The sequence below is a fragment of the Treponema sp. Marseille-Q4132 genome (genome assembly GCF_014334835.1).
Lineage (GTDB): Bacteria > Spirochaetota > Spirochaetia > Treponematales > Treponemataceae > Treponema_D > Treponema_D paredis.
The window spans coordinates 600,244-622,837 of the sequence record NZ_CP060591.1 but is presented as its reverse complement, the minus strand read 5'-3'; the positions used below and the strand labels follow the sequence as shown (position 1 = coordinate 622,837).

General features: G+C 50.1%; 25 protein-coding genes. 22 read left to right on the top strand and 3 right to left on the bottom strand.

What is annotated here, in order from left to right; translation table 11 throughout:
• Nucleotides 1–3: 3 nt before the first annotated feature.
• Complete coding sequence (locus H9I35_RS02920) at nucleotides 4–240, bottom strand: SsrA-binding protein (RefSeq protein ID WP_187420137.1); 237 nt, start codon at nucleotides 238–240, stop codon at nucleotides 4–6.
• A gap of 66 nt (nucleotides 241–306) precedes the next feature.
• Here H9I35_RS02920 and lepB point away from each other — a divergent pair, with 66 nt between their 5' ends.
• From lepB to H9I35_RS02900, 4 genes are all read left to right on the top strand, one after another.
• Nucleotides 307–1,002: a signal peptidase I gene (gene lepB, locus H9I35_RS02915; RefSeq protein WP_187420136.1), complete on the top strand. Its 696-nt coding sequence runs from the start codon at nucleotides 307–309 to the stop codon at nucleotides 1,000–1,002.
• Between the two features lie 4 nt (nucleotides 1,003–1,006).
• A complete protein-coding gene (hemW, locus tag H9I35_RS02910) occupies nucleotides 1,007–2,242 on the top strand; it encodes a radical SAM family heme chaperone HemW (RefSeq protein ID WP_187420135.1) in 1,236 nt (411 codons plus the stop codon).
• Nucleotides 2,243–2,633: 391 nt separating this feature from the next.
• The gene (locus tag H9I35_RS02905) at nucleotides 2,634–2,975 is read left to right on the top strand and encodes a hypothetical protein (protein ID WP_187420134.1); all 342 of its coding nucleotides are present in this window, start codon (nucleotides 2,634–2,636) and stop codon (nucleotides 2,973–2,975) included.
• A 55-nt stretch (nucleotides 2,976–3,030) separates the two neighbouring features.
• Nucleotides 3,031–3,576 carry an NADase-type glycan-binding domain-containing protein gene (locus H9I35_RS02900; RefSeq protein WP_187420133.1) on the top strand — a complete coding sequence of 182 codons (546 nt, stop codon included), beginning with the start codon at nucleotides 3,031–3,033 and terminating at the stop codon, nucleotides 3,574–3,576.
• A 55-nt stretch (nucleotides 3,577–3,631) separates the two neighbouring features.
• Here H9I35_RS02900 and H9I35_RS02895 read toward each other — a convergent pair whose 3' ends face one another.
• Nucleotides 3,632–4,999: a HAMP domain-containing sensor histidine kinase gene (locus tag H9I35_RS02895; protein WP_187420132.1), complete on the bottom strand. Its 1,368-nt coding sequence runs from the start codon at nucleotides 4,997–4,999 to the stop codon at nucleotides 3,632–3,634.
• On the bottom strand, nucleotides 4,996–5,724 hold the full coding sequence (locus H9I35_RS02890; RefSeq protein ID WP_187420131.1) for a response regulator transcription factor: 729 nt from the start codon (nucleotides 5,722–5,724) through the stop codon (nucleotides 4,996–4,998). The genes H9I35_RS02895 and H9I35_RS02890 overlap by 4 nt, the downstream gene beginning before the upstream one ends.
• Nucleotides 5,725–5,993: 269 nt before the next feature.
• Here H9I35_RS02890 and H9I35_RS02885 point away from each other — a divergent pair, with 269 nt between their 5' ends.
• The 18 genes from H9I35_RS02885 to H9I35_RS02800 all read left to right on the top strand — a co-directional run bounded on the left by H9I35_RS02885 (nucleotide 5,994) and on the right by H9I35_RS02800 (nucleotide 22,593).
• Nucleotides 5,994–6,191, top strand: coding sequence for a flagellar FlbD family protein (locus H9I35_RS02885; protein ID WP_021331023.1), 198 nt, complete (start codon nucleotides 5,994–5,996; stop codon nucleotides 6,189–6,191).
• Between the two features lie 6 nt (nucleotides 6,192–6,197).
• On the top strand, nucleotides 6,198–6,980 hold the full coding sequence (locus tag H9I35_RS02880) for a motility protein A (RefSeq protein WP_187420130.1): 783 nt from the start codon (nucleotides 6,198–6,200) through the stop codon (nucleotides 6,978–6,980).
• A 2-nt stretch (nucleotides 6,981–6,982) separates the two neighbouring features.
• On the top strand, nucleotides 6,983–7,711 hold the full coding sequence (gene motB / locus H9I35_RS02875; protein ID WP_187420129.1) for a flagellar motor protein MotB: 729 nt from the start codon (nucleotides 6,983–6,985) through the stop codon (nucleotides 7,709–7,711).
• Between the two features lie 63 nt (nucleotides 7,712–7,774).
• Entirely contained in the window at nucleotides 7,775–8,320 is a 546-nt protein-coding gene (locus tag H9I35_RS02870) for a flagellar basal body-associated FliL family protein (RefSeq protein WP_187420128.1), read from the top strand.
• A gap of 25 nt (nucleotides 8,321–8,345) precedes the next feature.
• The gene (fliM, locus tag H9I35_RS02865; RefSeq protein WP_016520318.1) at nucleotides 8,346–9,383 is read left to right on the top strand and encodes a flagellar motor switch protein FliM; all 1,038 of its coding nucleotides are present in this window, start codon (nucleotides 8,346–8,348) and stop codon (nucleotides 9,381–9,383) included.
• Nucleotides 9,376–10,503: a flagellar motor switch protein FliN gene (fliN, locus tag H9I35_RS02860; RefSeq protein ID WP_187420127.1), complete on the top strand. Its 1,128-nt coding sequence runs from the start codon at nucleotides 9,376–9,378 to the stop codon at nucleotides 10,501–10,503. The genes fliM and fliN overlap by 8 nt, the downstream gene beginning before the upstream one ends.
• 12 nt (nucleotides 10,504–10,515) lie before the next feature.
• On the top strand, nucleotides 10,516–11,166 hold the full coding sequence (locus tag H9I35_RS02855) for a flagellar biosynthetic protein FliO (RefSeq protein WP_187420126.1): 651 nt from the start codon (nucleotides 10,516–10,518) through the stop codon (nucleotides 11,164–11,166).
• Between the two features lie 112 nt (nucleotides 11,167–11,278).
• Nucleotides 11,279–12,106 carry a flagellar type III secretion system pore protein FliP gene (fliP, locus tag H9I35_RS02850; RefSeq protein WP_187420718.1) on the top strand — a complete coding sequence of 276 codons (828 nt, stop codon included), beginning with the start codon at nucleotides 11,279–11,281 and terminating at the stop codon, nucleotides 12,104–12,106.
• Nucleotides 12,107–12,117: 11 nt separating this feature from the next.
• Nucleotides 12,118–12,387, top strand: coding sequence for a flagellar biosynthesis protein FliQ (fliQ, locus tag H9I35_RS02845; protein WP_016520314.1), 270 nt, complete (start codon nucleotides 12,118–12,120; stop codon nucleotides 12,385–12,387).
• Between the two features lie 17 nt (nucleotides 12,388–12,404).
• The gene (fliR, locus tag H9I35_RS02840) at nucleotides 12,405–13,202 is read left to right on the top strand and encodes a flagellar biosynthetic protein FliR (RefSeq protein WP_187420125.1); all 798 of its coding nucleotides are present in this window, start codon (nucleotides 12,405–12,407) and stop codon (nucleotides 13,200–13,202) included.
• A complete protein-coding gene (locus H9I35_RS02835; protein ID WP_187420124.1) occupies nucleotides 13,199–14,320 on the top strand; it encodes an EscU/YscU/HrcU family type III secretion system export apparatus switch protein in 1,122 nt (373 codons plus the stop codon). The genes fliR and H9I35_RS02835 overlap by 4 nt, the downstream gene beginning before the upstream one ends.
• Nucleotides 14,321–14,337: 17 nt before the next feature.
• Nucleotides 14,338–16,512: a flagellar biosynthesis protein FlhA gene (locus H9I35_RS02830; RefSeq protein WP_187420123.1), complete on the top strand. Its 2,175-nt coding sequence runs from the start codon at nucleotides 14,338–14,340 to the stop codon at nucleotides 16,510–16,512.
• The gene (locus tag H9I35_RS02825; protein ID WP_187420122.1) at nucleotides 16,505–17,761 is read left to right on the top strand and encodes a flagellar biosynthesis protein FlhF; all 1,257 of its coding nucleotides are present in this window, start codon (nucleotides 16,505–16,507) and stop codon (nucleotides 17,759–17,761) included. Before H9I35_RS02830 ends, H9I35_RS02825 begins: the two co-directional genes overlap by 8 nt.
• 3 nt (nucleotides 17,762–17,764) lie before the next feature.
• Nucleotides 17,765–18,652, top strand: coding sequence for a MinD/ParA family protein (locus tag H9I35_RS02820; protein WP_187420121.1), 888 nt, complete (start codon nucleotides 17,765–17,767; stop codon nucleotides 18,650–18,652).
• A gap of 131 nt (nucleotides 18,653–18,783) precedes the next feature.
• On the top strand, nucleotides 18,784–19,509 hold the full coding sequence (locus tag H9I35_RS02815) for a hypothetical protein (RefSeq protein ID WP_187420120.1): 726 nt from the start codon (nucleotides 18,784–18,786) through the stop codon (nucleotides 19,507–19,509).
• Between the two features lie 15 nt (nucleotides 19,510–19,524).
• A complete protein-coding gene (whiG, locus tag H9I35_RS02810; RefSeq protein ID WP_016520307.1) occupies nucleotides 19,525–20,313 on the top strand; it encodes an RNA polymerase sigma factor WhiG in 789 nt (262 codons plus the stop codon).
• Complete coding sequence (locus H9I35_RS02805; protein WP_187420119.1) at nucleotides 20,313–22,277, top strand: FapA family protein; 1,965 nt, start codon at nucleotides 20,313–20,315, stop codon at nucleotides 22,275–22,277. The genes whiG and H9I35_RS02805 overlap by 1 nt, the downstream gene beginning before the upstream one ends.
• Entirely contained in the window at nucleotides 22,258–22,593 is a 336-nt protein-coding gene (locus tag H9I35_RS02800; RefSeq protein WP_187420118.1) for a hypothetical protein, read from the top strand. The genes H9I35_RS02805 and H9I35_RS02800 overlap by 20 nt, the downstream gene beginning before the upstream one ends.
• The last annotated feature ends 1 nt before the right edge of the window (nucleotide 22,594 follow it).

Here is a 22,594-nt window from a genome sequence, read left to right as displayed (position 1 = left end):
GTTTCAATTCAGCAGTCGGGACAAGGGCACCGGAAATATACACAAAAATTGTATACGGATAAATAAAAAAGGCGGAACGCAAGGCAGCGGAACTGCCACCGAGCCGCTCAGACCGATGGCAAGCAAACTATTTTGATAAAAAAGTTTGCGCAGTTCGATTCCGCATTCGATCGAGTCTTCGATAAAATAATTGAAGCGGGCTTTTCTGTTTTCCGCGATGATCTTTTTTCCGTCAGCCATATCTTTCCCATTATATGAAATCGCCTGTATATTGTAAACTCGAGGCGTTTGTGTTATGTTACACGCATGAAGCAAAAGCTGTACGACTATTCTTTCGATGTAAAAAAGCAGCGCCGGCGCACCATTGTTTCGGTGATTCTTTTTTTTCTGATCGTCTTTGCCGGCGTTTCATTCGTGCGCAATTTTGCACTCTTTACCGTCCGCTCCCGCTCGGTTTCAATGCAGCCCGACATCCCTTCCGATTCGTGTGCCGTATTTACGCCGATCGTGAAAAATCTTTTGCGCGGAGATGTCGTTATGCTTAAACCGCGCCGCGCATCATCTCCGTCCGTTTTTATGGCGGCTGCCGACGCGGTTGTGAGATTTTTTACCGCGCAGCAGTATTCGTTTTTTCGAAGCGAAACGGCAAGCGAACAGCCCGAAATCCGCCGCGTCGTCGCTTTGCCCGGCGATACCCTCTATATGAAGGGGTACGTCGTTTTTGTGCGGCCTGCGGGGGACAGCCATTTTCTCACCGAATTCGAACGCTCCGAAAAATCTTATAACGTACACATCGTTTCCGTGTCCTCCGATTGGGACAGCGCGATCGGCGTAAGCGGCAGCTTTGAAGCGCGCACGCTCGGCTCCGGTGAATACTTCGTACTCGGCGACAACCGCACGGGTGCCCTCGATTCCCGCTTGTGGGGTGCGGTGCGTCTTGACGACATAAAAGCAAAGGGACTTGCCGTATATTTTCCGTTTGCAAAATTCCGCCTTTTGTAGAGCAGTGAGCGCATCTTTTCCGCTGTACGTACACATTCCTTTTTGCACTTCGAAATGCTCCTATTGCGATTTTTTCAGCATACCTTGCGCCGAAAAAATCGGCGACGAATATATCGATGCCGTTTTGAACGAAGCGGCTTTTGCAGCTTCGCTCTGCGATATCGATTCGTGGAAAACGATCTATGTCGGAGGCGGCACGCCGAGTCTGCTTTCCGAAAAACAGATCGATTTTCTTTTTTCAGGATTATTAAAAATGTCCCGAAAGGCGCCGCTTGAAGTGACGATGGAAGTGAACCCATCCGACGTAACGGAAAGTCTTCTCCATGCGGCATCCGCTTCAGGCGTAACACGCATTTCGTGCGGCATTCAATCGTTCAACGACTCGTCTCTTCGCCGCGTGCGGAGACGGAGCCGTGCGGACGATGTGTACCGCGCACTTTCGCTTTTTGATAAAAACCGGCCGAAAGCGCTGTCGGTCGATATGATTGCCCGTCTTCCCGAAGAAACCGATGCATCGTTCGCTTCGGGTTTAAAAACGCTTCTCTCGTATGCGCCCGATCATATTTCCCTTTATTCGCTCACCGTCGAAGAGGGCACGCCTCTTTGCACGGAAATCGAAAGCGGGAAAATTCGGCACAATATCGATGCGTCCGATGCGCTTTGGATTTCGGGGCGCGATTTTTTGTGCAATGCGGGGTACGAACTGTACGAAGTGTCGAATTTTTGCCGCAGGGGAGGCGAATGCCTGCACAATCTCGCGTATTGGAATCTCGAAAGCTATGCGGGGATTGGCGCCGGAGCTGTGGGAACGTTTTACGGGAAAAATATGTCCGTGAGATTTACGAACACGCGCGATATCGGATCGTATGTGCGATTTTGGAAAAGCAAAAAAATCGATGCGGAGGATTTGCGCTCACGTATCTTTTTTTCGGACGATTTCCGCACGGTGCAAGGGGCTGCGGAGCGCAGATTCGGAAAACTTCCTTTTTCCGTCGAATACATCGATAAAAAAACGGAAGCTTTCGAATTCTTTATGATGGGACTTCGGATGACGCGCGGCATCTGCCGTGAAACCTACGAAAAGCGATTCGGCACTTTTCCCGAAAAGGCGGAAACGCTTTTTAAATCGTGGGAAGGACGGGGTTTGGCTTTACGGCGGGAAAAAAACGGCGAGCGCTTTTACGCGCTCACGAAAGAAGGGCTTTTGTTTCTCAACGAATTGTTGGAAGCGCTTTTGTGAGACGGCTGAACGGAGGATTTGAATATCATACGGGGAGCTTTTTAGGTGATTATGAAAAAAAATTAGATAATGAAACTACCATAGATGAATCTAAACAATTATGATAAACCGAGTCTAATTACAAGTGATACGGTACTACTTCCGGGCTTCGGTAAAAAAGGTATATTGCAAAATGGGTATTTTATCTTCATTCGTATTCACGTAAAGAAAGTAAAGAACCACAAAAGAAAGGCTGGAGCCTCGGCTGTCAAGTGCTGCCTGACGAGGCATTAAAAAAATATAACGATATGCTTGATGCGTTCAGTGTCGGCATAGGGGACAGCTACGGATTGCGTATCAGAAAAGATAAAAATTAATTTTAACGGTTTTGAAACCGGTACGGAGGTATGGTATGAAAAAGACGATAATAGGAATGATTGTTTTGGTAATGTTTTGTTGTTTTATGCAAAGCTGCACAAAGTATGCAAAGACGTCATCGGAAAACAAAAATACTTCAATTGCGGCATCAACATCGCAAGTTATAGGAGTTCCGTCGTTGGTTGAAGGAGACTACTATGGAAATGTACGGGAGAAAGAAATCCATAATTATTCCGATCCTGCATGGTATTTATTTAAAAATGAACGGTATGAGTTTGAAGCGATTGTTATTCCTGACGGAGGAGTAGAAAAAGGAACATTTGCATTGGATCGTAAAGATAGACTTTTATATGTAAATAAATTTTCAGGCAGATAAAGGTACGGCCGTTAGGCAGCGATTAGGACTCCTTTTTTCCAAACGCAGACTTTTTTTGTACGACAATAATGCGATATGGTTTGAGCCGGAAGAAAGTTTTGAATGGATGGACTTTACCCCGAGCATAAAAAATATTCGTACCAGTTCTTATCTTACAGAAAACGATATCGTTTATAACGGTGAAACTTTTATCAGAGATCCGAGTCTTAAAATACGTCTTCTTCCATGGGTAGAATCTGCATCCGGCAGCGGAGAGGGTGAGTGGATAGAAATGGATATCGGAGAATTCGATCTGCGGCCTGTCAAGAGCCTGTTGGTTGCTAACGGTTATATTTCATTTAATAATTCATCGCTTTATGCGAAGAATAACCGCGTCAAAGGGTATCGCATCACGTCGGATAAACTGAATGCTCCGATTGAAGGCGAGCTTGAAGACACGCCCGACTTGCAGGAAATCGCATTGCCGAAAGAGCTTTCGTGTCCGGTAACGCTGCGCTTTGAAATCAGATCGGTGTATAAAGGTGAAAAATACGACGACACGTGCGTATCGCTGATCTATCCGCTTCCGCCGGATATGACAGGCAAAAGAGTGCCGCACTGAGGCTGAGCTGCAGAGTCGACTCTCTCTATGAAAAACAGTGAGTGCGCTTCTCGGGTCATTTCGGGATCCTTATCGTAAACGTCGAACCTTTGCCCGCTTCCGATGCGACGCCGATTGTCCAGCCGTGCGTGTCGACGATGCTCTTTACGACGGAAAGCCCGATCCCCATGCCTTCTTCCCTGCGCGAATCGGTCGCGCGGTAAAACATATCGAATATGTGATCGAGATCTTTTTTCGCTATGCCGATTCCCGTATCGCTGACGCTCACGGTACATGCGTCAGCGGTTTCCGCCGCTGAAATCGCGATTTCGTCTCCGTCTTTCGAATAGCGTATCGCGTTGCTCAAAAGGTTTTCAAGCGCTCGGGAAAAAAGCTGTTTGTCCATCGGCACTTTGCATTCGGGAGAGAGTGCGATCGCCGACGTTATTTTGCGTTTAAAAACCGCTCCGGTCATTTCGGCGCTTTTTGCGAATTCGGAAACGACTGCAAAGACGCTTTCGGGAACGAGCTTTTGCCGCCAATCCGCGCTGTCGAGTTTTACAAAATTGATGAGCGTATCGATCATGCTTTCGAGCCGGTTCGTCTTCGACGCGATTATTTCAAGCGATTTTTTGATTTCGTTTTTATCGGTGATGACGTCGTCCGAAATCGCTTCCGTGTAGCCTTTGATGACGGCGACGGGCGTACGGAGATCGTGGCTGATCCCCATGATAAAGCGCGTACGCCGCTCGTGCGCGTCGAGAAGCGCGTTCCTCATCTTTTCAAGATTTTCGGTGAGCGAAATGATTTCGTTGCTTTTCGTTTTCGACTGTTTCGCGTCGTCGGCGATCGGAACGCTCAAATCTCCGTCGGCAATCTTTTGTGTTCTCTGTTCGAGGATCGTGATCGACGTAAATATGTCACGGGAAATTTTTGCGATGATGATGAGTACGAGGACTGCAAAGCACAGCAGAATGCCGACCAGATAATTGACGTAATCCATGCCGCGCTTTCCGCGCTTTGTGAATTTATTGACGCGGCTTAAAATAATGATCGTATCGCTTCGCCCCGCAAAACGAAAACTCGTAAATTGATAAAAATACGTATCGCTTGTCGAAGATGCAAATCCCCACAGCACGAGCGGAGAGAGAGAAGTGCCCGCTTTGAGTTCTGCGATCGATGAAATTAAAATATCCGCCGATCCTGAAAGCGAAAAAACGGCGACTTCCACATCCGGCGGCATACGGCGGATATATTCGTGGAGCTTACTCCATTCGCGCATGGAAAGTTTGAACGCATCGCTTTTTCGCAGTTCTTTGTAATCGTGGATGAGTGCTCGTCCCGGCGACGTAAAGTAGTGATACGACGGAAGAAAAAGCGCGCAGCATATCGGAATGACGATGATCGCTGCAAGCAGGATATGGAATTGGCGCCTGATCGTCATGCGTCTTTTTTCGCTCCCTGCTTCGAGGCGATCGATTCTTTTGAAAAGCAATAGCCGAGTCCGAACACCGTTTTAATAAATTCCGGATTCGACGGATCTTTTTCGATTTTTTTTCGAAGCCGCTGGATGTATACTGCGACGGCGGTTATGTCGCCGTACTGCGCTTTCCATACGTCCGCGTAAATTTTTTCAGGCGAAAGCGTTTCCCCCGCGTGTTTGACCAGGTATTCGAGGACTGCATATTCTTTTGCCGACAGGGCGATTTTTTGAGCGCCTTCTTTAAGCACGCAGCTGTTTAAAAGGAGCGTGTACGGCCCGAACGAAATCGTCTCTTCGGCGGCGGCTTCGGTTGCGGCCTGTCTCCGCAAGTTCGCCTGAACGCGCGCGACGAGAACGCGCGGAGAAAAAGGCTTTGTGACGAATTCGTCGGCTCCGAAGCCGAGCGTTTTTATGATGTCTTCGTCGGCGTCGCGCGCGGAGACGATGACGACGGGTATCGTCGTTTTGTATTCGGCGCGGAATTTTTTGAGGAATTCGAAACCGCTCATGCCCGGAAGATTCAAATCGAGGATGACGAGGTCGGGCGCCGCATCCGATTTCAGTTTTTCGAGCGCGTCTTCAGCCGTACCGAACGATAATGCGTCCATGCCCGCTTTTGACAGATACATCGCGATGAGATTGGCAATTTCGGAAACATCTTCTATGATAAAAATACGGGCGCCCATAAAATTTCCTTCTCCGGTTTCAAGTTTACTGCAACTCGGCATTCGACCTTTTATTAATTTAATATAAAACGGAAAAACACGCAACGGAAGCGCACGGCCTCACGGGGTAATAACAGTTTTTTATGCGCAAAAAACGGAAAATTATCCGTAAACAAGTATGTCGGCTCAACCGATAATGAAATGACGCGATTTTTTTATTCGACGAAGGGGCAGTCTGCCGATGCGTTGAAATACTTGACGGCTCGAAGCAATCGGAGCATTATATAACGATGATCGAAGTGATGCGTTTAAACGGAAAAAAGTATTGGATCAATCCGCACATGATAGAAAGCATGGAAGAAAATCCGGACTTGACGCTTGCGATGCTGTCCGGCAGAAAAATCGTCGTAAAAGACAAACCCGAAGATATCATCGAAAAGATCATAGCCTATCGGAAAAAGATCGGCATCAATACGCAAGAGGTGTGAGGAAGTATGGATATAGCGACAATAATCGGAATCATAGGCGGCGGCGCGTGTATCATGGTGTCGGTTATCTTTTCCGGCGGTTCTCTGGGAGGGATTTTCGATGTGCCCTCTATTTTTATGACGATAGGCGGTTCGTATTTTTCGTTATGGCTCTGCGCTCCGATTTCGCAGTGTATCGGCCTTTTCCGCATTATGGGACGCGCCTTTAGGATATATGATTTCGGCGAAAAGCAGATCATACAAAATATGGTCGCGCTTTCCGAAAAAGCCCGCCGCGAAGGTATCCTCGCACTCGAAGACGGACTCGACGATATCGAAGACGCGTTTATGAGAAGCGGACTCCGGCTTGTCGTCGACGGCACTGACGGACAGGTTATCCGCGCGATTATGGAAAACGAAATGAACCAGTGCGAAGCGCGCCACATGACGTGGATAGGACTTGTAAACCAGTGGGCCGGTTTCGCTCCGGGCTTCGGAATGATGGGAACCGTCGTCGGTCTTATCGGTATGTTGCGCAACATGGAAGACAAATCGGCTATCGGTCCGAACATGGCGGTCGCTCTTATTACGACGCTCTACGGTTCTTTGCTTGCGAACTGGATTATCGGTCCTATCGCGCAAAAACTCATCGGCCACAACGCAGCTGAAATGCGGACGAAAGAAATGGTTATCGAAGGCGTACTTGCGATCCAAGCGGGAGAAAACCCGCGCATCATGGCGCAAAAACTGCTTACGTATCTCGATCCCGTCGCACGGCACGCGATCGAAGCCGACGTTTTGAAGGATTGAGTATGGCGAGGAAAAGCAAACAGCCTGAAAAGCCGTCAACCGCTTGGCAAGCGACCTACGGCGATATGATTACGCTCATGCTCTGTTTTTTCGTCATGCTGTACAATCCGACGGAAGTCGATATAACGCAGCTTGCGACGATTACGCAGTCGCTCCAAATGCGCGAAACGGAAACGACGGCAGGCGGTTTGTCGCTTTCGACGGGACGGCTTGCGGATTTGGGAAACAATATCAATTCTCTGCCGGCTATGGAAAAGGGTCGCTCTCTCGCAAACGCGCGAAAAAAAGCGGTAAGCCTCTTTGCGCCCGAAGTCAAATCGAAAAAGATAACGATAACGAGCGACGAGAGGGGACTTGTCATCTCGCTCGCATCCGACAGTTTTTTCGCCGAAGGAAGCGCCGCCCTCGACATCGACGAAACGCGCGAAACGCTCTTGCGCCTTTCGGAGTTTTTCAGGGATCCCGAACTGAAAGCGAGGAGATTCCGTATAGAAGGCCACACCGATAATACGCCCGTTTCCTCGTCTTCTCCTTATGCAAGCAACTGGGAGCTTTCCGCCGCCCGTGCAATGAACGTGCTCCACTACCTTGCCGGCTTCGGCGTAAACGAAAAGCAGTTTTCGATAGCGGGCTATGCCGATACGCGCCCGATGTTTTCCGACAATACGCCCGAAGGCAGGGCGTACAATCGGCGGGTCGATATAATTATCCTAGACGAAGGACACTTTTGATGGTACAATGTATAATTAAATATTCCTTAGAATGTAAACCGTGCGTTTGTATAGGTGGGGATCATGGCAGACAACGATATTAATTTCGATGAAAGCGCGTCCGACGGCGGAAGCGGTGCGAAAGGAAAAGGAATCGGCGGACTCGTTCCCGGATTATTAAAATGGATACTCATAGCGCTCGGTGCGGTGATCCTTATCGTCGTCGTCGTATTCGTTACGGTACGCATCGTTTCGAGCAATACGTCGGCGCAGACGGCTATCCCCATGAGCGAAGAATACCAAGCCCAGCGGGAAGTGCTCGACTGGTACTCATCGCTCGGAGCCATCAGAACGAGAACGAGCGACGACGTTCCCGCGAGCGTCGTCGTCAACGTGTTCCTCGGTTATAAAAAAGACGACAGAGTTGCGGCGACGGAGATAACCGAACGGAGAGTTGAACTCACCGATTATTTGCGCCGATATTTTACACAGAAGACGATCGACGAGTTGAAGCCGCAAAACGAACAGAAATTGAAAATAGAATTGCGCAACGCGATCAACGACGAAATTTTAAGCGGTTCGAAGATCCGCGACGTTTCGTTTCAACAGCTCGACGTCATCGAGCAATAGCACGGCGGTTTGATTAGGAAAAAGCATGAACGAAGTTCTGTCACAGGATGAAATAGATCAGCTGCTCACCGCGATAAGCTCGGGCGATTCCGATACCGACGATTTTAAGCCGGTCAGCGATACGCGTAAAATCAAGATTTACGATTTTAAGCGTCCCGACAAATTTTCGAAAGAACAGCTGCGCACCGTGTCGAACATGCACGAAACCTTTGCGCGTTTGACGACGACAAGTCTTTCCGCTCAGCTGCGGAGCCTCGTACACGTTCACGTCGCTTCCGTCGATCAGCTTACGTACGAAGAGTTTATCCGATCCATTCCGACGCCGACGACGCTTGCCGTCGTCAATATGGATCCGCTGAAAGGAAACGCGGTACTCGAAATCGATCCGACGATCACGTTTTGCATGATCGACCGTCTGTTCGGCGGCCGCGGTTCGACGACCGGAAATAAAAACCGAGATTTGACCGATATCGAACAGTCGGTTATGGAAGGCATCATCGTGCGCATCCTCGCGAATATGCGGGAAGCGTGGACGCAGGTTATCGATTTGCGCCCCCGGCTCGGACAGATCGAAACGAATCCGCAGTTTGCGCAGATCGTTCCTCCGTCGGAAATGGTCGTCCTCGTGACGCTTGAAATGAAAGTCGGCGAAGAAGAAGGCATGATGAATTTCTGCATCCCGTATTTGACGATCGAACCGATCATTTCAAAGCTGTCCTCGCAGTTTTGGTTCAGCTCCGTGCGCAGAAGTTCGACGACGCAGTATCTGGGAACATTGAAAGAAAAACTCTCATCGGTGGAAATGGACGTCGTCGCCGAAGTCGGTTCCATCGATTTGCCGATACGCGAAGTGCTCGCTCTCCGTGCCGGAGACGTCGTGCGCTTGTCGAATATCCGCGTCGGAGATCCGCTTACGCTCAGCGTGGGAAGCAAAAAGAAATTTTATTGTCAGCCGGGCGTCGTCGGCAAAAAGATGGCCGTGCAGGTAACCGGCAAATTGGAAGATATTTCGGCGGATGATTTTGAAGAACTTTCTGTAGAAGGAGATGATTCGTATGAGTGATGGTGCAATATCGCAGGATGAGATTGATGCTCTGCTTTCGGGTGTGTCCGTAGACGGCCTCAATTCATCCGGCACGGTCGGAGGAATGCCTTCCGTACAGCTGGATACCGCCGTTCTGCAGAAATTTGCGGATGAACTCAAAACGCCGCTCGCAGAAAATCTCAACAAAATGACCGGCGCGAATTTTTCGGCCGATACTCCCGTCGTCGAGCAGCTCGACCGCGACCGCCTTTTGGCAAAGCTGCCTGAAGTCGTCGTCAATATTCTCGCCGACTTTTCGAGCGGGCTCTCAGGCGATCACCTTTACATCCTCGCACCCGAGTTTGCGCAAAAGATCGTCGGTCTTATGAACAAAGAGGATAACGCGGACATCGACGATATGGCGCTTTCCGTTATCGCCGAAACCGTGTCGACGCATACGAACGATGAAATCCAAGCCCTCGAAAAGACGGGCAAGATTTCCGGCATTTCATGCAATCCGCCCACTGCGCGCAACGATCCGAAAGCGATGATAAGAGTTCCGCAAAATCAATTTGTCCTTTTCAATTATCCGCTTTCGCTCGACGGGCAGGGCTATACGTTATGGGAAGCGGTCGGAGCAACGGCTGCCGAACAGATGATCAGAGCGCTCGGAAGCGGAAACTCGGTTCCCGAGATGAGTATGGGCGGAACGCTCAGCGCCGCCGATATCGCATCCGTGGGAACGATGGCTTCGCCCGGTATCAATATGGGAAGTATGGGGCAGAGTATGAATATGGGACAGTCGATGCCCATGATGGGCCAGATGGGAAGCGGCATTCCGAACGTACAATCGTTGCAATACCCGATGCTCCAAGGCAATATCGCCGGAAGCGGCGAGCAGGGCAATATCGGTCTTATCATGGACGTATACATGGAGATGACCGTAGAGCTCGGCCGTACGAAAAAACAGATCAAAGACATTCTCGGTATGGGAGAAGGTACGATCATAGAGCTCGATAAGCTTGCAGGTGAGCCGGTCGATATCCTTGTCAATCACAAGCCGATTGCAAAGGGCGAAGTCGTCGTCATCGACGAAAACTTCGGCGTGCGCGTTACCGAAATCCTGTCTTCGCTTGAGAGGGTGACGGAACTGCGCTGATAATTTTACAGGGTGGGGGAACAGTTGCAATACTCAAAATTATTAAAAACGGCGGTGTTTTCGTTTTTGCTGGTCGCCGTATCTTTTCCGCCGTATGCGCAAGCACAGGTGACCGAAGATACGCGCATCGAGCGGGCTGAAAGTGCGCCCGTCGACGAATCTTCTTTGCCTATAACGGATCCCGCGCTTTCGCCGTCCGCAGCCGAACGGCCGTCTTCGACGCTTTGGCTTTTTATCCGCATGATCCTTGTTCTCGCCGTCGTCGTCGCGTGCGTGTATGCGGTCGTCTATCTCATGAAGCGCAGTATGAACAAAGACGTCGGGGAAGGCGACCAATTTTTGCGCGTCGTATCTTCCGTATCGATCGCGCCCGGAAAATCGGTGCACGTCGTTTCGCTCCTCGACGATAAAGCGTATTTGATCGGAGTTACCGACAATGCGGTCAACCTCATCGGTGAGGTTACCGATAAAGAGACGATTCACGCGATGAATCTCTATGCGGATACTCGACAAAACGTAAAGAGGCCGCGGAACTTCGGCGATATCCTTTCGATTTTTATGCCGCAGGGAGCGAAAAAAGGCGAAAGCGTTTTCAGCGGCGACGGCGATAAAGCGCGCGATATGCTTCGGGCGCAGAGAAGCCGTCTCGATTCGGAAAACTGATATGAGATTTCTCAAAGATTTCGGCGGCAAACCGACGCCTTCTTGCGCCGAGCGGAAACCGCGCTTCGTGCAGGCGAAGTCCGGCATCGGTTCAGGAAAAAAAATATATCGGATGCGGACGGTGCGCATCGTCCGTGCGGCAGTCATCCTTGCTTGCCTTTTATGCGGTGCGGAGCTTTCCGCTCAGCAAAATAATAATTTTCCCGAACGGTCTGCGAGGGGTACGACGGAGATGAATCGCAATGTGCGGAATCCTGTCGTGCCGAACGTCGGTATAACCCTTACGCAGCCTCAAACGGGCGGAGAAGTCGCGTTTTCGGTACAAGTACTCCTTTTGCTTACGGTGCTCACGCTTGCGCCGAGCATTTTGATTTTGACGACGTGCTTTTTGCGTTTTTCGATCGTCCTCGATTTTATTAAACGAGCCCTCTCTCTGCAGCAAGTGCCTCCGACGGCAGTCCTCAACGGAATCGCGTTTTTTATGACGATTTTTGTCATGTGGCCGACTTTTACGAAGGTGTACGACAATTCGTTCCGTCCGCTTTCGAGCGGGGAAATCGGCGTCGAAGAAGCGTACCGTGAAGCCGAAGCTCCGATGCGCATTTTTATGTATACGCAGATGGCCGAAGATACGAGTTCCATTTCCCTTTTTATGTCTATGGCGAGAATGGATCGGCCGAATACGCTCGCCGACGTTCCGACGCATATCCTGGTACCCGCTTACATTTTACACGAGCTTACCGTCGCGTTTAAAATAGGCGTGCTGCTTTACATTCCGTTTATCATCATCGATATGGTCGTCGCGAGCATCCTCATGTCCATGGGTATGATGATGCTGCCGCCGGTGCAGATTTCGATGCCCTTTAAACTGATGCTCTTCGTCCTCGTCGACGGATGGGGACTTTTGACGCAGCAGCTTTTCGTTTCCGTTTTGCGTTAAGGATGGTAGTTATGTCGATCGGTCAGCTTGTCAATTTAATCCGCGGCGGCGTATTTGAAATTTTTATCCTCGCATCACCCGTGCTCGGAGCAGCTCTCCTGGTCGGACTTGTCGTTGCGATCTTTCAAGCGACGACGTCGATTCAGGAGCAGACGCTGACGTTTTTGCCGAAGGTTTTGACGATCCTTGCGGCTTTGGCGCTCCTCGGCGGTTGGATGTTTACGCATCTCAGGAATTATACGGTTTCTCTTTTTAATCTCATACCGCTTATGGCGCGTTAGAGATAAGGACGAAAGCGGTGATCGATCGTATCGTAAGTCATGCGCCGATATTTTTGCTCATTGCCGTGCGCTGTTTTGCGCTTTTAATGACGCTGCCGCTCTTTTCGATGCGCTCGGTGCCGAGGACGGCGAAGATAGCGCTTGCAGGTTATATGGCATACGCTCTCGTTCCGCACGTCGATTTTTCGTCTTACGCTCCGTATATTTCATCGAGCGGTCTTTTCGATCTGTCATACGCGTTTTTACTTGCGGGAGAAGCGATGATCGGACTCATCATCGGTTTTTTTATCACGATCCTTTTTTCCGCGTTCAGCACTGCCGGTCAATTTTTTGCATTTCAAATGGGCTTGAGCGCATCCGAAGTGTACGACGCACTTGCGCAAATCGAAAACCCGCTTATGGGGCAGTATTTGAATCTCGTCGCGATGCTGATTTTTTTGCAGAGCAAGTGGTTCCAAAAACTGTTTTTGCGAGGACTCGTTTCAAGCTTTGCATCGATGAACGTGTTTGCCCTCCTCGAAGCGAAAGAGCGCATCGTGCGATTTTTGGTCGGAAGTCTTACCGAGCTTTTTTCGGCTTCGCTCGTCATCGCCCTTCCGCTTATGGGAACGCTTTTGCTCATCAATATCTGCATGGGGATCCTTGCGCGTGCGGCTCCTCAGATGAATCTTTTGTCCGAAGGGTTTGCGCTTCTTTTGCTCACGTCGTTTTTCGTCATCGCTGTGCTTATGCCTCAGCTTTGCGATTTTTTCGAACGCTCGTTCAATGCGGGCATCACATCTCTTATTACGATCATTTCGGGAGGCGCTTCGTGAACGATGTACTTCCCGTACCGGCGTATCTGTATATCGACCTTCAGTGGTTCGCCGCGGAAGACGAAGGCAGAACCGAAGAGGCGTCGGAATACAAGCTTGAAAAAGCGAGAAAGGAAGGCCGCGTCGCAAAAAGCGCCGAACTCAACAGCGCTTTCGTCATGCTTTTGTGCGTCGTACTCCTCATCGTCTTTGCACCCTCGATGCTGAAAGAATGTGCGGCGATTTTTCGTTTTTATTTTTCGCGCTGCGCTTCATCGAGCGTAAACGATCCCGCGATCGCGCGCGCGTTTTATTATTTTTTTTTGCGTCTCGTTCTGCCGATCGGCATTATCGGCATTGTAGGCGGGGTTGCGGGAAATATCATCCAAAACCGCAGCTTTATCTTTACGACGAAGACGATAGAACCCAAGTTTCAAAAAATCGTTCCGAACTTCGTTCAGTATTTCCGCAATACGCTTTTTTCGCTGCGCGGGCTTTTTAATGTCGCGAAATCGCTCGGCAAAGTGTTCGTCATTTCGATACTCGCTTTTATGCTGCTCAAGCGCGACGTTCCGATTCTTATGCTCGAAATTCAAAACGGAAGCATCGGCATGGCGATCCGCCGCATCGGCGTTATGAGCGCGGAAATTTTAATAATGGCGAGCGTTGTCTTTCTTATCATCGCGATTCCCGATTATTTCGTGCAGCGGCACGAATTCATGGAACAGATGAAGATGACGAAGCAGGAAGTAAAAGAAGAATACAAAGAATTGGAAGGCGATTCCGAAACAAAAAACAGGCTGCAGCAGGCCCAGCGCGCCATCCTTCAGCAAAATATGCCGCAGGCCGTCAGAGAATCCGACGTCGTCATTACAAACCCGACCCACTTTGCCGTCGCGCTGAAATACGATGCGGCTGCCGGCTACGAAGCCCCGCGCGTTACGGCGAAGGGAGAGGATGAAGTCGCTTTTTCCATGCGCAGGATAGCCGAAGAAAACGGCGTGCCCGTCGTGGAAAACCGTCCCGTTGCGCGCGGTCTCTATGCAAACACGGATGTTGGTGATATAATACCGGAAGAATACTTTAGAATTATTGCCGATATCTATGCTCACGTTATGAATTTGCATAAGCGGCTTTAGTAGGCGGGTGGGGACTGATGCCTGATGAAGCAAGACGAATTTCAAATCAAAGCATTTTAAATTTTTTGCAGCGCAATATCGTCGGCGTCGCAGTTGTCGTCGTAGCGCTTTTTCTCGTCATACCGATGCCTCGCATTCTCATCGATTTTTCGATGGCGCTCAATATCGCGTTTTCGATCGTCGTTCTGCTCATCGTCATGTATACGCCCCGCGCGACGAATTTCATAACATTCCCGCGCGTGCTTTTGTTTATGACGCTTTTCGGGCTCGGTATCAATATTTCATCGACGCGTCTCATCCTCGCGAATCCCGTAAACCCCGCAGGTCTTTCGAAAAGTCAAAGCGCTATGGTGCAGGCATTTGCGAATATCGTCACCGGCGGAGGCGCGGGAGCGACGCCTGTCGTCATCGGCTTTGTGATTTTTATTATTTTGATCGTCGTGCAGGTCGTCGTTATCACAAAAGGGGCCACTCGCGTATCGGAAGTCGCCGCGCGGTTTTCGCTCGATTCCATGAGCACGAAAAAATTCGACATCGGCAATCGTCTTAACAGCGGCATCATAACGGAAGAAGAAGCGCAAAAAGAACAGGAAGAGCTCGATCGTTCGGTCGATTTTTATTCGACGATGGACGGCGCTTCGAAATTCGTTTCGGGCAACGTCAAAGCAGGCATCTTTATCACGGCGATAAACATATTCGGCGGATTCGCCGTCGGTATGGCGATCAACCGCATGTCGGCGGGAGACGCGCTTTTATCTTATGCGAAGCTTACGATCGGCGACGGTCTTATGTCGCAGATCCCTTCTCTCATGCTTTCGTTTGCGACCGGTCTCATCGTTACGGGAAGCAGCACCGACGAAGCTTTCGATAAACAGCTTTCGAAAAACTTTACGATCGACGGGCACATCTACGAAATCGTCGGAGCGGCTCTCGCGTTTATGGGGATTGCGTTTATCGGAAACGGTGCGGGAGCGACGGTGCTTTTGATTTTGCTCGGAGCTTTTTTCTTTTTTATGGGATACCGTATTGCAGCTTCTCAAGTGCGCGAAAAAGCGCAGGCTGCCGCCGCTACGGCAAAAGAAAAGACGGGCGGCACGAGCCCCGCGGATGCGGCGGCGATAGCACCTCTCGATACCTTGTCGCTCGAACTCGGCTATGCGCTCATCCCGCTCGTCGATAAAGAAAAAGGCGCGGAACTTCTCGAACGGATCACGCGCATACGGCACGAAGCCGCTCTCGATATGGGACTTATCGTTCCTCCGATCCGCATCGTCGACAACATGACGCTCGATCCGAACGAATACAGTTTTAAAATCCGCGGCATCGAAGCGGGGAGGAGCACGATCAGACTCGGTTACTATATGTGCATGAATACCGGTACGGTAACCGAAGAGCTGCAGGGAGAAAAAACGAAAGATCCCGCTTTCGGTATGAACGCGATTTGGCTGCCGGAAGAAAAGCGGGCGGAAGCCGAACGGAACGGCTATACCGTCGTCGATCCTCCGACGATCATTGCGACGCATTTGACGGAAATCATCAAAGCGCATGCGTCGGAAATCATCGGACGGCAGGAAGTGTCGAGGATCATAAACAATATCAAAGAAACGAATCCTGTCGTCGTCGACGAAGTGCTCAACAGCGAAAAATGCAAATTCACCTACGGCGATATCGAAAAGGTTTTGAAGATGCTTTTGCAGGAGCGCGTGTCCATACGCAACATCGTCGTCATCCTCGAAACGCTCGCAAACTTCGGACCGATCACGCACAATGCGTGGGATCTTGCGGAAAAAGTGCGCGAAGCGCTGGGGCTCCAGATATGCAAACAGTATGCCGACGAAGACAATACGCTTCGTGTTATGAGCTTGTCGCAGGATTTGTCGCAGCTCCTGCTCGATCACACGGCAAAGGGCGGGGGCACGGAGCCCTTTGTCGCCCTCGATCCGGTCGATTTGCGGATATGGGAGCGCGCGATACACGGCGGTTATAACGCGCTTCGAAGCAAGGGCTGGCTTCCGATTGTTATGTGTTCGTCTATGGTGCGCCGCCTTGTGTGGAATATGACGAATCGGGAAATGCCCGACATCATCGTCATTTCCGACAGAGAAATAATCGCCGCCGGCAGAAGCATAAAAGTCGAAGTGCTCGGGGAAATCGCAGAAGATAAAGCAGGAGTGACGATACAGAATGTATAGCGCGGAAAGACGGGACATGCCCGTATTGAAAATAACGGGACGAACGCTCGACGAATGCAAAGCGAAGCTGTTTGAAAAATTCAATAACGAGTATACGATCTGCGGAAAACGCACGATGCTCAAAGGCGGATTTTTCGGCATCGGGCAAAAAGAAGTCGTCGAAGTTTCTTATACGGTAGACCGCGAAGAGGATGTGCAAAAAAATGCGGCCGCATATACGACAAAGCTTTCATCCAGGGACGGAACGGATGCGCTCGATGCGGCTGCCGCGTTCAATAAAACCAAAGACGATCTTTTACGCGCGGCTCAGGTGACGGCGATCAATGCCGCGATGAATACCCGCCTCTCCCAAATGGAAGATACTATTTCGAAGCAGTTGAAAAATATGTCATTCGCCGCTTCGGAAAAACATCCGTCGATCAAAAAAATCGAAAGCCTTTTGGAAGAAAACGAATTTACGTTTTCGTACATCAGCGAGATAACAGAAAAACTGCAATCGAGTTTTACGCTCGATGCGCTCGACGATTTTAAAGCCGTAGAACGCAAAGTAGTCGACTGGATCGGAAAGACGATTTCTATCGCGCCGGAAAAAATCCAGCGGCCGCCGCACGTCGTCGTTATCGTAGGCCCCACGGGAGTCGGAAAAACGACGACGCTCGTAAAACTTGCGACGAAGATGGTGAGCGAAGCGAAGAGAGAAGGGCGGAGAATACCGTCGTTCGCATTTATCACGACCGATACGATGCGCGTCGGAGCCTATGAACAGCTCGCTTCGTACAGTACGATTTTTGAAACGGAACTCGAAAAAGCGGAAACGGTCGAAGACTTGAAAAAGCTCTACGACGAAAAGCGCGAAAATCTCGACGCGATTTTTATCGACACGAGCGGCTACAGTCCGAACGATACCGAAAACATCGGCAAGATGAAAGCCGTTCTCGACGTGCGCGGTATGAAACCGGACATACACCTCGCCGTCGCCGCTTCTACGAAAGCATCGGATCTTGCGAATATCATGCAAAATTACGAGCAGTTCGGATACAATTCCGTCATCGTGACGAAGTGCGACGAATCGAAGCAATACGGAAATATCATCAGCGTACTTCACGAAAAAAACAAAAAGATTTCATACATCGCCGACGGACAAAAGGTCGTGCGGGACATCCACCGTGCGGACGTTATTCAGTTTCTCATCAGGCTTTCGGGCTTCGATGTGGATCGCGTGCATATAGAAGATGAATTTGGAGAATAGGATATGGAAGAACAGGCAGAAGGTTTGCGTGAATTGATGAAAGACAGCGCTCATGAAAAAAAACGGACATCTTCGGCAAAAGATGCGCACAAAACGCGCATCCTTGCGATCACGAGCGGCAAAGGCGGCGTCGGTAAATCGAACATAGCCGTAAATATGGCTATAGCCTACGCTCAGATCGGCAAGCGCGTCATTTTGATTGACGGGGATCTCGGTATGGCGAATATCAACGTATTGCTCAATCAAGTGCCGCCGTATAATCTCATGCACGTCATCGACAAAAAAAAGACGATGAAGGAGATCATCCTCGATACCGAATTCAATATCAAATTCATCGCAGGTGCAAACGGGCTTTCAAAAATCGCAAACCTTTCCATCAAAGAGCTCGAGGATTTTGCAAAACAGTTCGCCTCTCTGGGTTCCGCCGATATCATCATCATCGACACGGGCGCGGGCATCACGAACAATGTTTTGCAGTTCGTCGCCGCCGCCGATGAAGTGTACGTCGTTACGACGCCCGAACCGACGGCGATCACCGATGCATACGGCATTATTAAAATCATCACGACGGAAATCGTCGAACATCCGGTCAACTTAAAGCTGCTCGTAAACCGAGCGCACTCTGCGGACGAGGGCAAGCGCATTTCCGAGCGCATCATCACGATCGTCAGTCAGTTTTTGAATTACAAAGTCGATTATATCGGTTTTGTGTATGACGATCCGGTCGTGCAGGCTTCCGTCATCCGGCAAAAGCCCTTTATCGTCATCAATCCGACGTCAAAGCCCGCAATGTGCATCAAGCACATCGTCGGCCGTATCGAAAAAACGGAACCGGCTGAAAATGAAGGCGTATCGAACTTTTTGAAAAAGTTTTTGCGAAGAAAGCACTGAGCATGCAGCTTTGAAAACGGAGAATGTACGGCGTGCGCGGTCATTAAAAAGCGGCATTGTATTTTTATTATTTTATAGTATATAATAGTATGAATGTCGAAACATCCTGCAAAAGTTTTTAGGGAGGTGTGGTGAAGCAGGTTCGGTTTATCGCAGGTTTTGCGCTTGCAGGCTTCCTCGTCTCTTTTTTCTTCGGCTTTTTTTCTCGCGGCGGTATCGGACGCATACTGCTCTTTGCTTTTATATTTGCCGCGGTGTTTGCCCTCGTGGGATTTGTCGTGCAGTTTATCGGTACGACGTTTTTGAATATCGACGCGCCGGCCGGCGGTGCGGAGGCGGCGCACGGCACAACGGGAGGCAATGTCGATATCGTCGTGCAGGATGAAGAGCTTCCGACCGAAGACGGTTCTCCTGAATTTTATGTCGGTGAAAATCATCAGATGTTGAACAAAGAGGATTATTCGGGCGGAGAAAAAGAAGGGCGTTTTTCCGGCGCTTCAGACGGGAGTATCGATACGATCTATACGTCGGACGGCGGGGTTTCGCCGAACGGCCGAGCGGATCAGTCGGATGACGGTTTTGTTCCGGTTCAGCTGTATGAAAATGCCCGGACGATTTCGGGAAAAGAAGCGGGCAGCGATTCGGACGGCGGTTTTTCGCTGAAAGACGATACGCTCGACGATCTTCCCGATATTGAAGATTTGACTCCGTCCGGAGAAATCGTCGAAGACACCGTTTTTTCAGCCACTTCGGACAAAGTGAAAAAATCCGATAAGGCGAGTAAATACAGTGAAAAGGATACGACGCTTATGGCTAAGGCGATAAGCACTGCGCTTGCAAAGGATAACGAAACTTAATATAAGGTGCATACTATGGCAGACCCGGTAAACGACGAAAAAGAAGAAGACAGACTCTGGGAAGAATACCGAAAGACGAAATCGCAGGCACTGCGCGACGCTTTTATACGGCAGTATATGCCGCTTGTAAAATACGTTGCGGGAAAGGTGTCCGTCGGTATGCCCGGCAGCGTCGAATTCGACGATCTCGTCGGTTTCGGGCAATTCGGTCTGCTCGACGCGATCGAAAAATACGATCCGTCGAAAAACGTCAAATTTAAAACATACGCCGTCACCCGGATTCGCGGCGCAATCTTCGACGAGCTCAGACAAATCGATTGGGTGCCGCGTTCCGTCCGGCAAAAATCTCGTGAAATAGAAGATGCTATCAATACGCTCGAAGCGCGGCTCGGACGGACGGCAAGCGATGCGGAAATCGCGGAATCGCTCGGCGTAAGTGAAGACGATTATCACCGCATCATCATGAAAGTATCGGGAACGAGCGTCCTCTCTTTGAGCGACGTATGGCACGGCGGAGACGATTCCGCGAACACGTCGATCGGAGACAGTATCGAATCTCCGTCGAGCATGAACCCCGATGCGATCGTCGAACGCGAAGAGATTAAAAGAGTTATCGTACAGGCCATCAACGAATTGCCGGAAAAAGAAAAGATGGTCATCGTTTTGTATTATCACGAAGATTTGACATTTAAAGAAATCGGACAAGTGCTCAACGTAAGCGAATCGCGCATTTCCCAGCTGCATACGAAAGCGAATCTCAGAATGCGCGCGAAGTTGACGAATCTCAGGAAAGGAATCATGTGATGGTATCGCTCGAGAAAATACGTGCGGATATGCAGCATCTCTTGGAACGCGACAAGCAGCTGCACAACGTCGACGTCCATGCCGAAAGCATCGATGAAGCGCTCGCCGATGCCGCCGTCCAGCTCGACACGAAAGCCGCCGATCTCGAATACGAAGTCATCGAAAAGGGAAGCAGCGGTTTTCTCGGTTTCGGAAAAAAACCGTGGCGGCTTCGCATCTATGAAAATCCGAATACCGTTCACGTAAAACGGAAGTCGGCAAAGGACGATCTTTTCGGAGAGGATGAGGAATCGGCTGCAGAAAAAATAATCGACAGAGACGGCGCGTATTATGTCCGTCACTTCGGCGACAGGATCATGCTCAAAGTGCTCCTTCCTTCGGGAACGGGAAAAGCCGTCGACGGCAAAGACGTGATGTTGGCGCTTACGCGGCCGGATACGGTTTCCGTGGAAGACGATCTTGTAAAAAAATATATCAGACAGGGTACGGCCGGTCGCTATGAAGAAGTCGGCACCTACAAGCACATAGCCGCCGGAGACGCGAGCGTTTCGGTGAGCATTTCAAGCGATGAGATGAAAGCGGAAATCGTCGCGTCCGCCCCTTCGATGAGCGGCGCCGACGTTTCTTATTCGATGATCGAACGTGCGCTCCGCGCTCAAGGCGTCGTCACGGGATTTGAAGAAGATAAAATCGAAGCTTTTGTCGACGATCCCGTCTACGAAACTCCGTACGAAGTTGCTGCAGGTACTCCCGCTCAGGACGGAAGGGACGCGTATATAGCGTACGATTTTGAAACGGATCCGAAAAAGCTGCGTGCGACGGAATCTGCGACGGGGCAGGTCGATTTTAAAGAGCTGAACCTCATTCAAAACGTCATCAAAGGCGGACGCCTTGCACAAAAAATTCCCGCCGAGCGAGGCAAGCCCGGCAAAACGCTTTTGGGACGCTATACCGAAGCGAAAAACGGAAAGGATATACCGATCCCGCTCGGACAAAACGTTTCTCTCGCTCCCGACGGTATGACGGTCATTGCCGATACCGACGGACAGGTTATGCTCTTTGCCGGCAAGATTACGGTGGAACCCGTACTTCAGCTTATGAGCGTCAACATCAAAACGGGAAACATCAAATTCCTCGGCTCCGTCATCATCCGCGGGAGCGTCGAAGACGGCTTCAACGTCGACGCATCGGGCAATATCGAAGTCGGCGGTACGGTCGGCAACTGCAAAATCAACGCAGGCGGCAATATCATCGTACAGCAGGGTATATTCGGTAAAAACGGCGGAACGCTTAAAAGTAAAAAATCGCTGTGGGCGAAATTCATACAAGCGGCGAAAGTCGAAGTCGACGAATCCGTCATCGTTATCGACAGCATTATGAATTCGGAAGTTATGGCGATGAAAAACATCGTTTTGACCGGAAAAAAAGCGCAGATCATGGGCGGACATTTGTTTGCGACGGAAGAGATTTCCGCAAAGAGCATCGGTTCTCCGGGAGGGGGAGCGGAAACGATACTCGAAGTGGGATTCGATCCGCGGGCAAAGCAGCGCCTCGACAGTCTGCAGGAAAAGCAGAGCGCGCTTGTCAAAGAGCTTGAAAATCTCGAACTCGATATTTCGACGCTCGAAAATCAAAAAAAGATTCGCCGCTCGCTTCCGAAAGAAAAAGAAGACAACCTTACGAAACTCAAAGACCGCAAAGCGCAGATCGATTCGGAATCGGCGGATATGACCGAAGAGATTCAGTCGCTGCAGGAACACTTGCGCGAATTGAAAGCGGTCGGAAAAGTGAAAGCGTCGGGAACGGTGTACTCGGGTGTAAAAATCTACGTGCGCGACGTACTCGACGAAGTGCATAACGAAGTATCGGGCGTAACGTTCTATTTCGATAACAATTTCGTCAAGCGCGGCAAATACGAAGCCGCTTCCAAACTAAAGGGGCCCGATGGCTATACAACCAATTGACCTTCAGACGATGTATTCTCAAATGGCGAATATCGCGCAAAACGCCGCGCAAGCCCAAGACGGCGGTAAATTCGCCGAAGCGATGCAGCAGCAAAATATCGTGCGCGAGAATTTGGAAGAAGCCGAACGCGTCTCCCGTCCCGCATCAGACGAATCGGAAGCCCAATCGCGCGCCGTAAAAAACGACGGCTCTTCTCCTTCTCACGGTGAGAGTGAAGAGAAGGGTAAAGGCGGAGAGCGCGAAAAAAAACACGAAGGGCGCGAGCGTGCCGTACGGGAATCCTATATCGGCCAGCACATAGATATTACGAGGTAAA

Coding starts and splice junctions, on each gene's coding strand:
- H9I35_RS02895 (WP_187420132.1), bottom strand. CDS start 4,999: ATGACGATCAGGCGCCAATTCCATATCCTGCTTGCAGCGATCATCGTC.
- whiG (WP_016520307.1), top strand. CDS start 19,525: ATGGCAGACCCGGTAAACGACGAAAAAGAAGAAGACAGACTCTGGGAA.
- H9I35_RS02870 (WP_187420128.1), top strand. CDS start 7,775: ATGGCAGACAACGATATTAATTTCGATGAAAGCGCGTCCGACGGCGGA.
- motB (WP_187420129.1), top strand. CDS start 6,983: ATGGCGAGGAAAAGCAAACAGCCTGAAAAGCCGTCAACCGCTTGGCAA.
- H9I35_RS02805 (WP_187420119.1), top strand. CDS start 20,313: ATGGTATCGCTCGAGAAAATACGTGCGGATATGCAGCATCTCTTGGAA.
- H9I35_RS02920 (WP_187420137.1), bottom strand. CDS start 240: ATGGCTGACGGAAAAAAGATCATCGCGGAAAACAGAAAAGCCCGCTTC.
- H9I35_RS02820 (WP_187420121.1), top strand. CDS start 17,765: ATGGAAGAACAGGCAGAAGGTTTGCGTGAATTGATGAAAGACAGCGCT.
- H9I35_RS02905 (WP_187420134.1), top strand. CDS start 2,634: ATGAAAAAGACGATAATAGGAATGATTGTTTTGGTAATGTTTTGTTGT.
- H9I35_RS02890 (WP_187420131.1), bottom strand. CDS start 5,724: ATGGGCGCCCGTATTTTTATCATAGAAGATGTTTCCGAAATTGCCAAT.
- H9I35_RS02830 (WP_187420123.1), top strand. CDS start 14,338: ATGCCTGATGAAGCAAGACGAATTTCAAATCAAAGCATTTTAAATTTT.
- fliQ (WP_016520314.1), top strand. CDS start 12,118: ATGTCGATCGGTCAGCTTGTCAATTTAATCCGCGGCGGCGTATTTGAA.
- H9I35_RS02885 (WP_021331023.1), top strand. CDS start 5,994: ATGATCGAAGTGATGCGTTTAAACGGAAAAAAGTATTGGATCAATCCG.
- H9I35_RS02880 (WP_187420130.1), top strand. CDS start 6,198: ATGGATATAGCGACAATAATCGGAATCATAGGCGGCGGCGCGTGTATC.
- lepB (WP_187420136.1), top strand. CDS start 307: ATGAAGCAAAAGCTGTACGACTATTCTTTCGATGTAAAAAAGCAGCGC.
- fliN (WP_187420127.1), top strand. CDS start 9,376: ATGAGTGATGGTGCAATATCGCAGGATGAGATTGATGCTCTGCTTTCG.
- H9I35_RS02800 (WP_187420118.1), top strand. CDS start 22,258: ATGGCTATACAACCAATTGACCTTCAGACGATGTATTCTCAAATGGCG.
- fliM (WP_016520318.1), top strand. CDS start 8,346: ATGAACGAAGTTCTGTCACAGGATGAAATAGATCAGCTGCTCACCGCG.
- H9I35_RS02825 (WP_187420122.1), top strand. CDS start 16,505: ATGTATAGCGCGGAAAGACGGGACATGCCCGTATTGAAAATAACGGGA.
- fliP (WP_187420718.1), top strand. CDS start 11,279: ATGCGGACGGTGCGCATCGTCCGTGCGGCAGTCATCCTTGCTTGCCTT.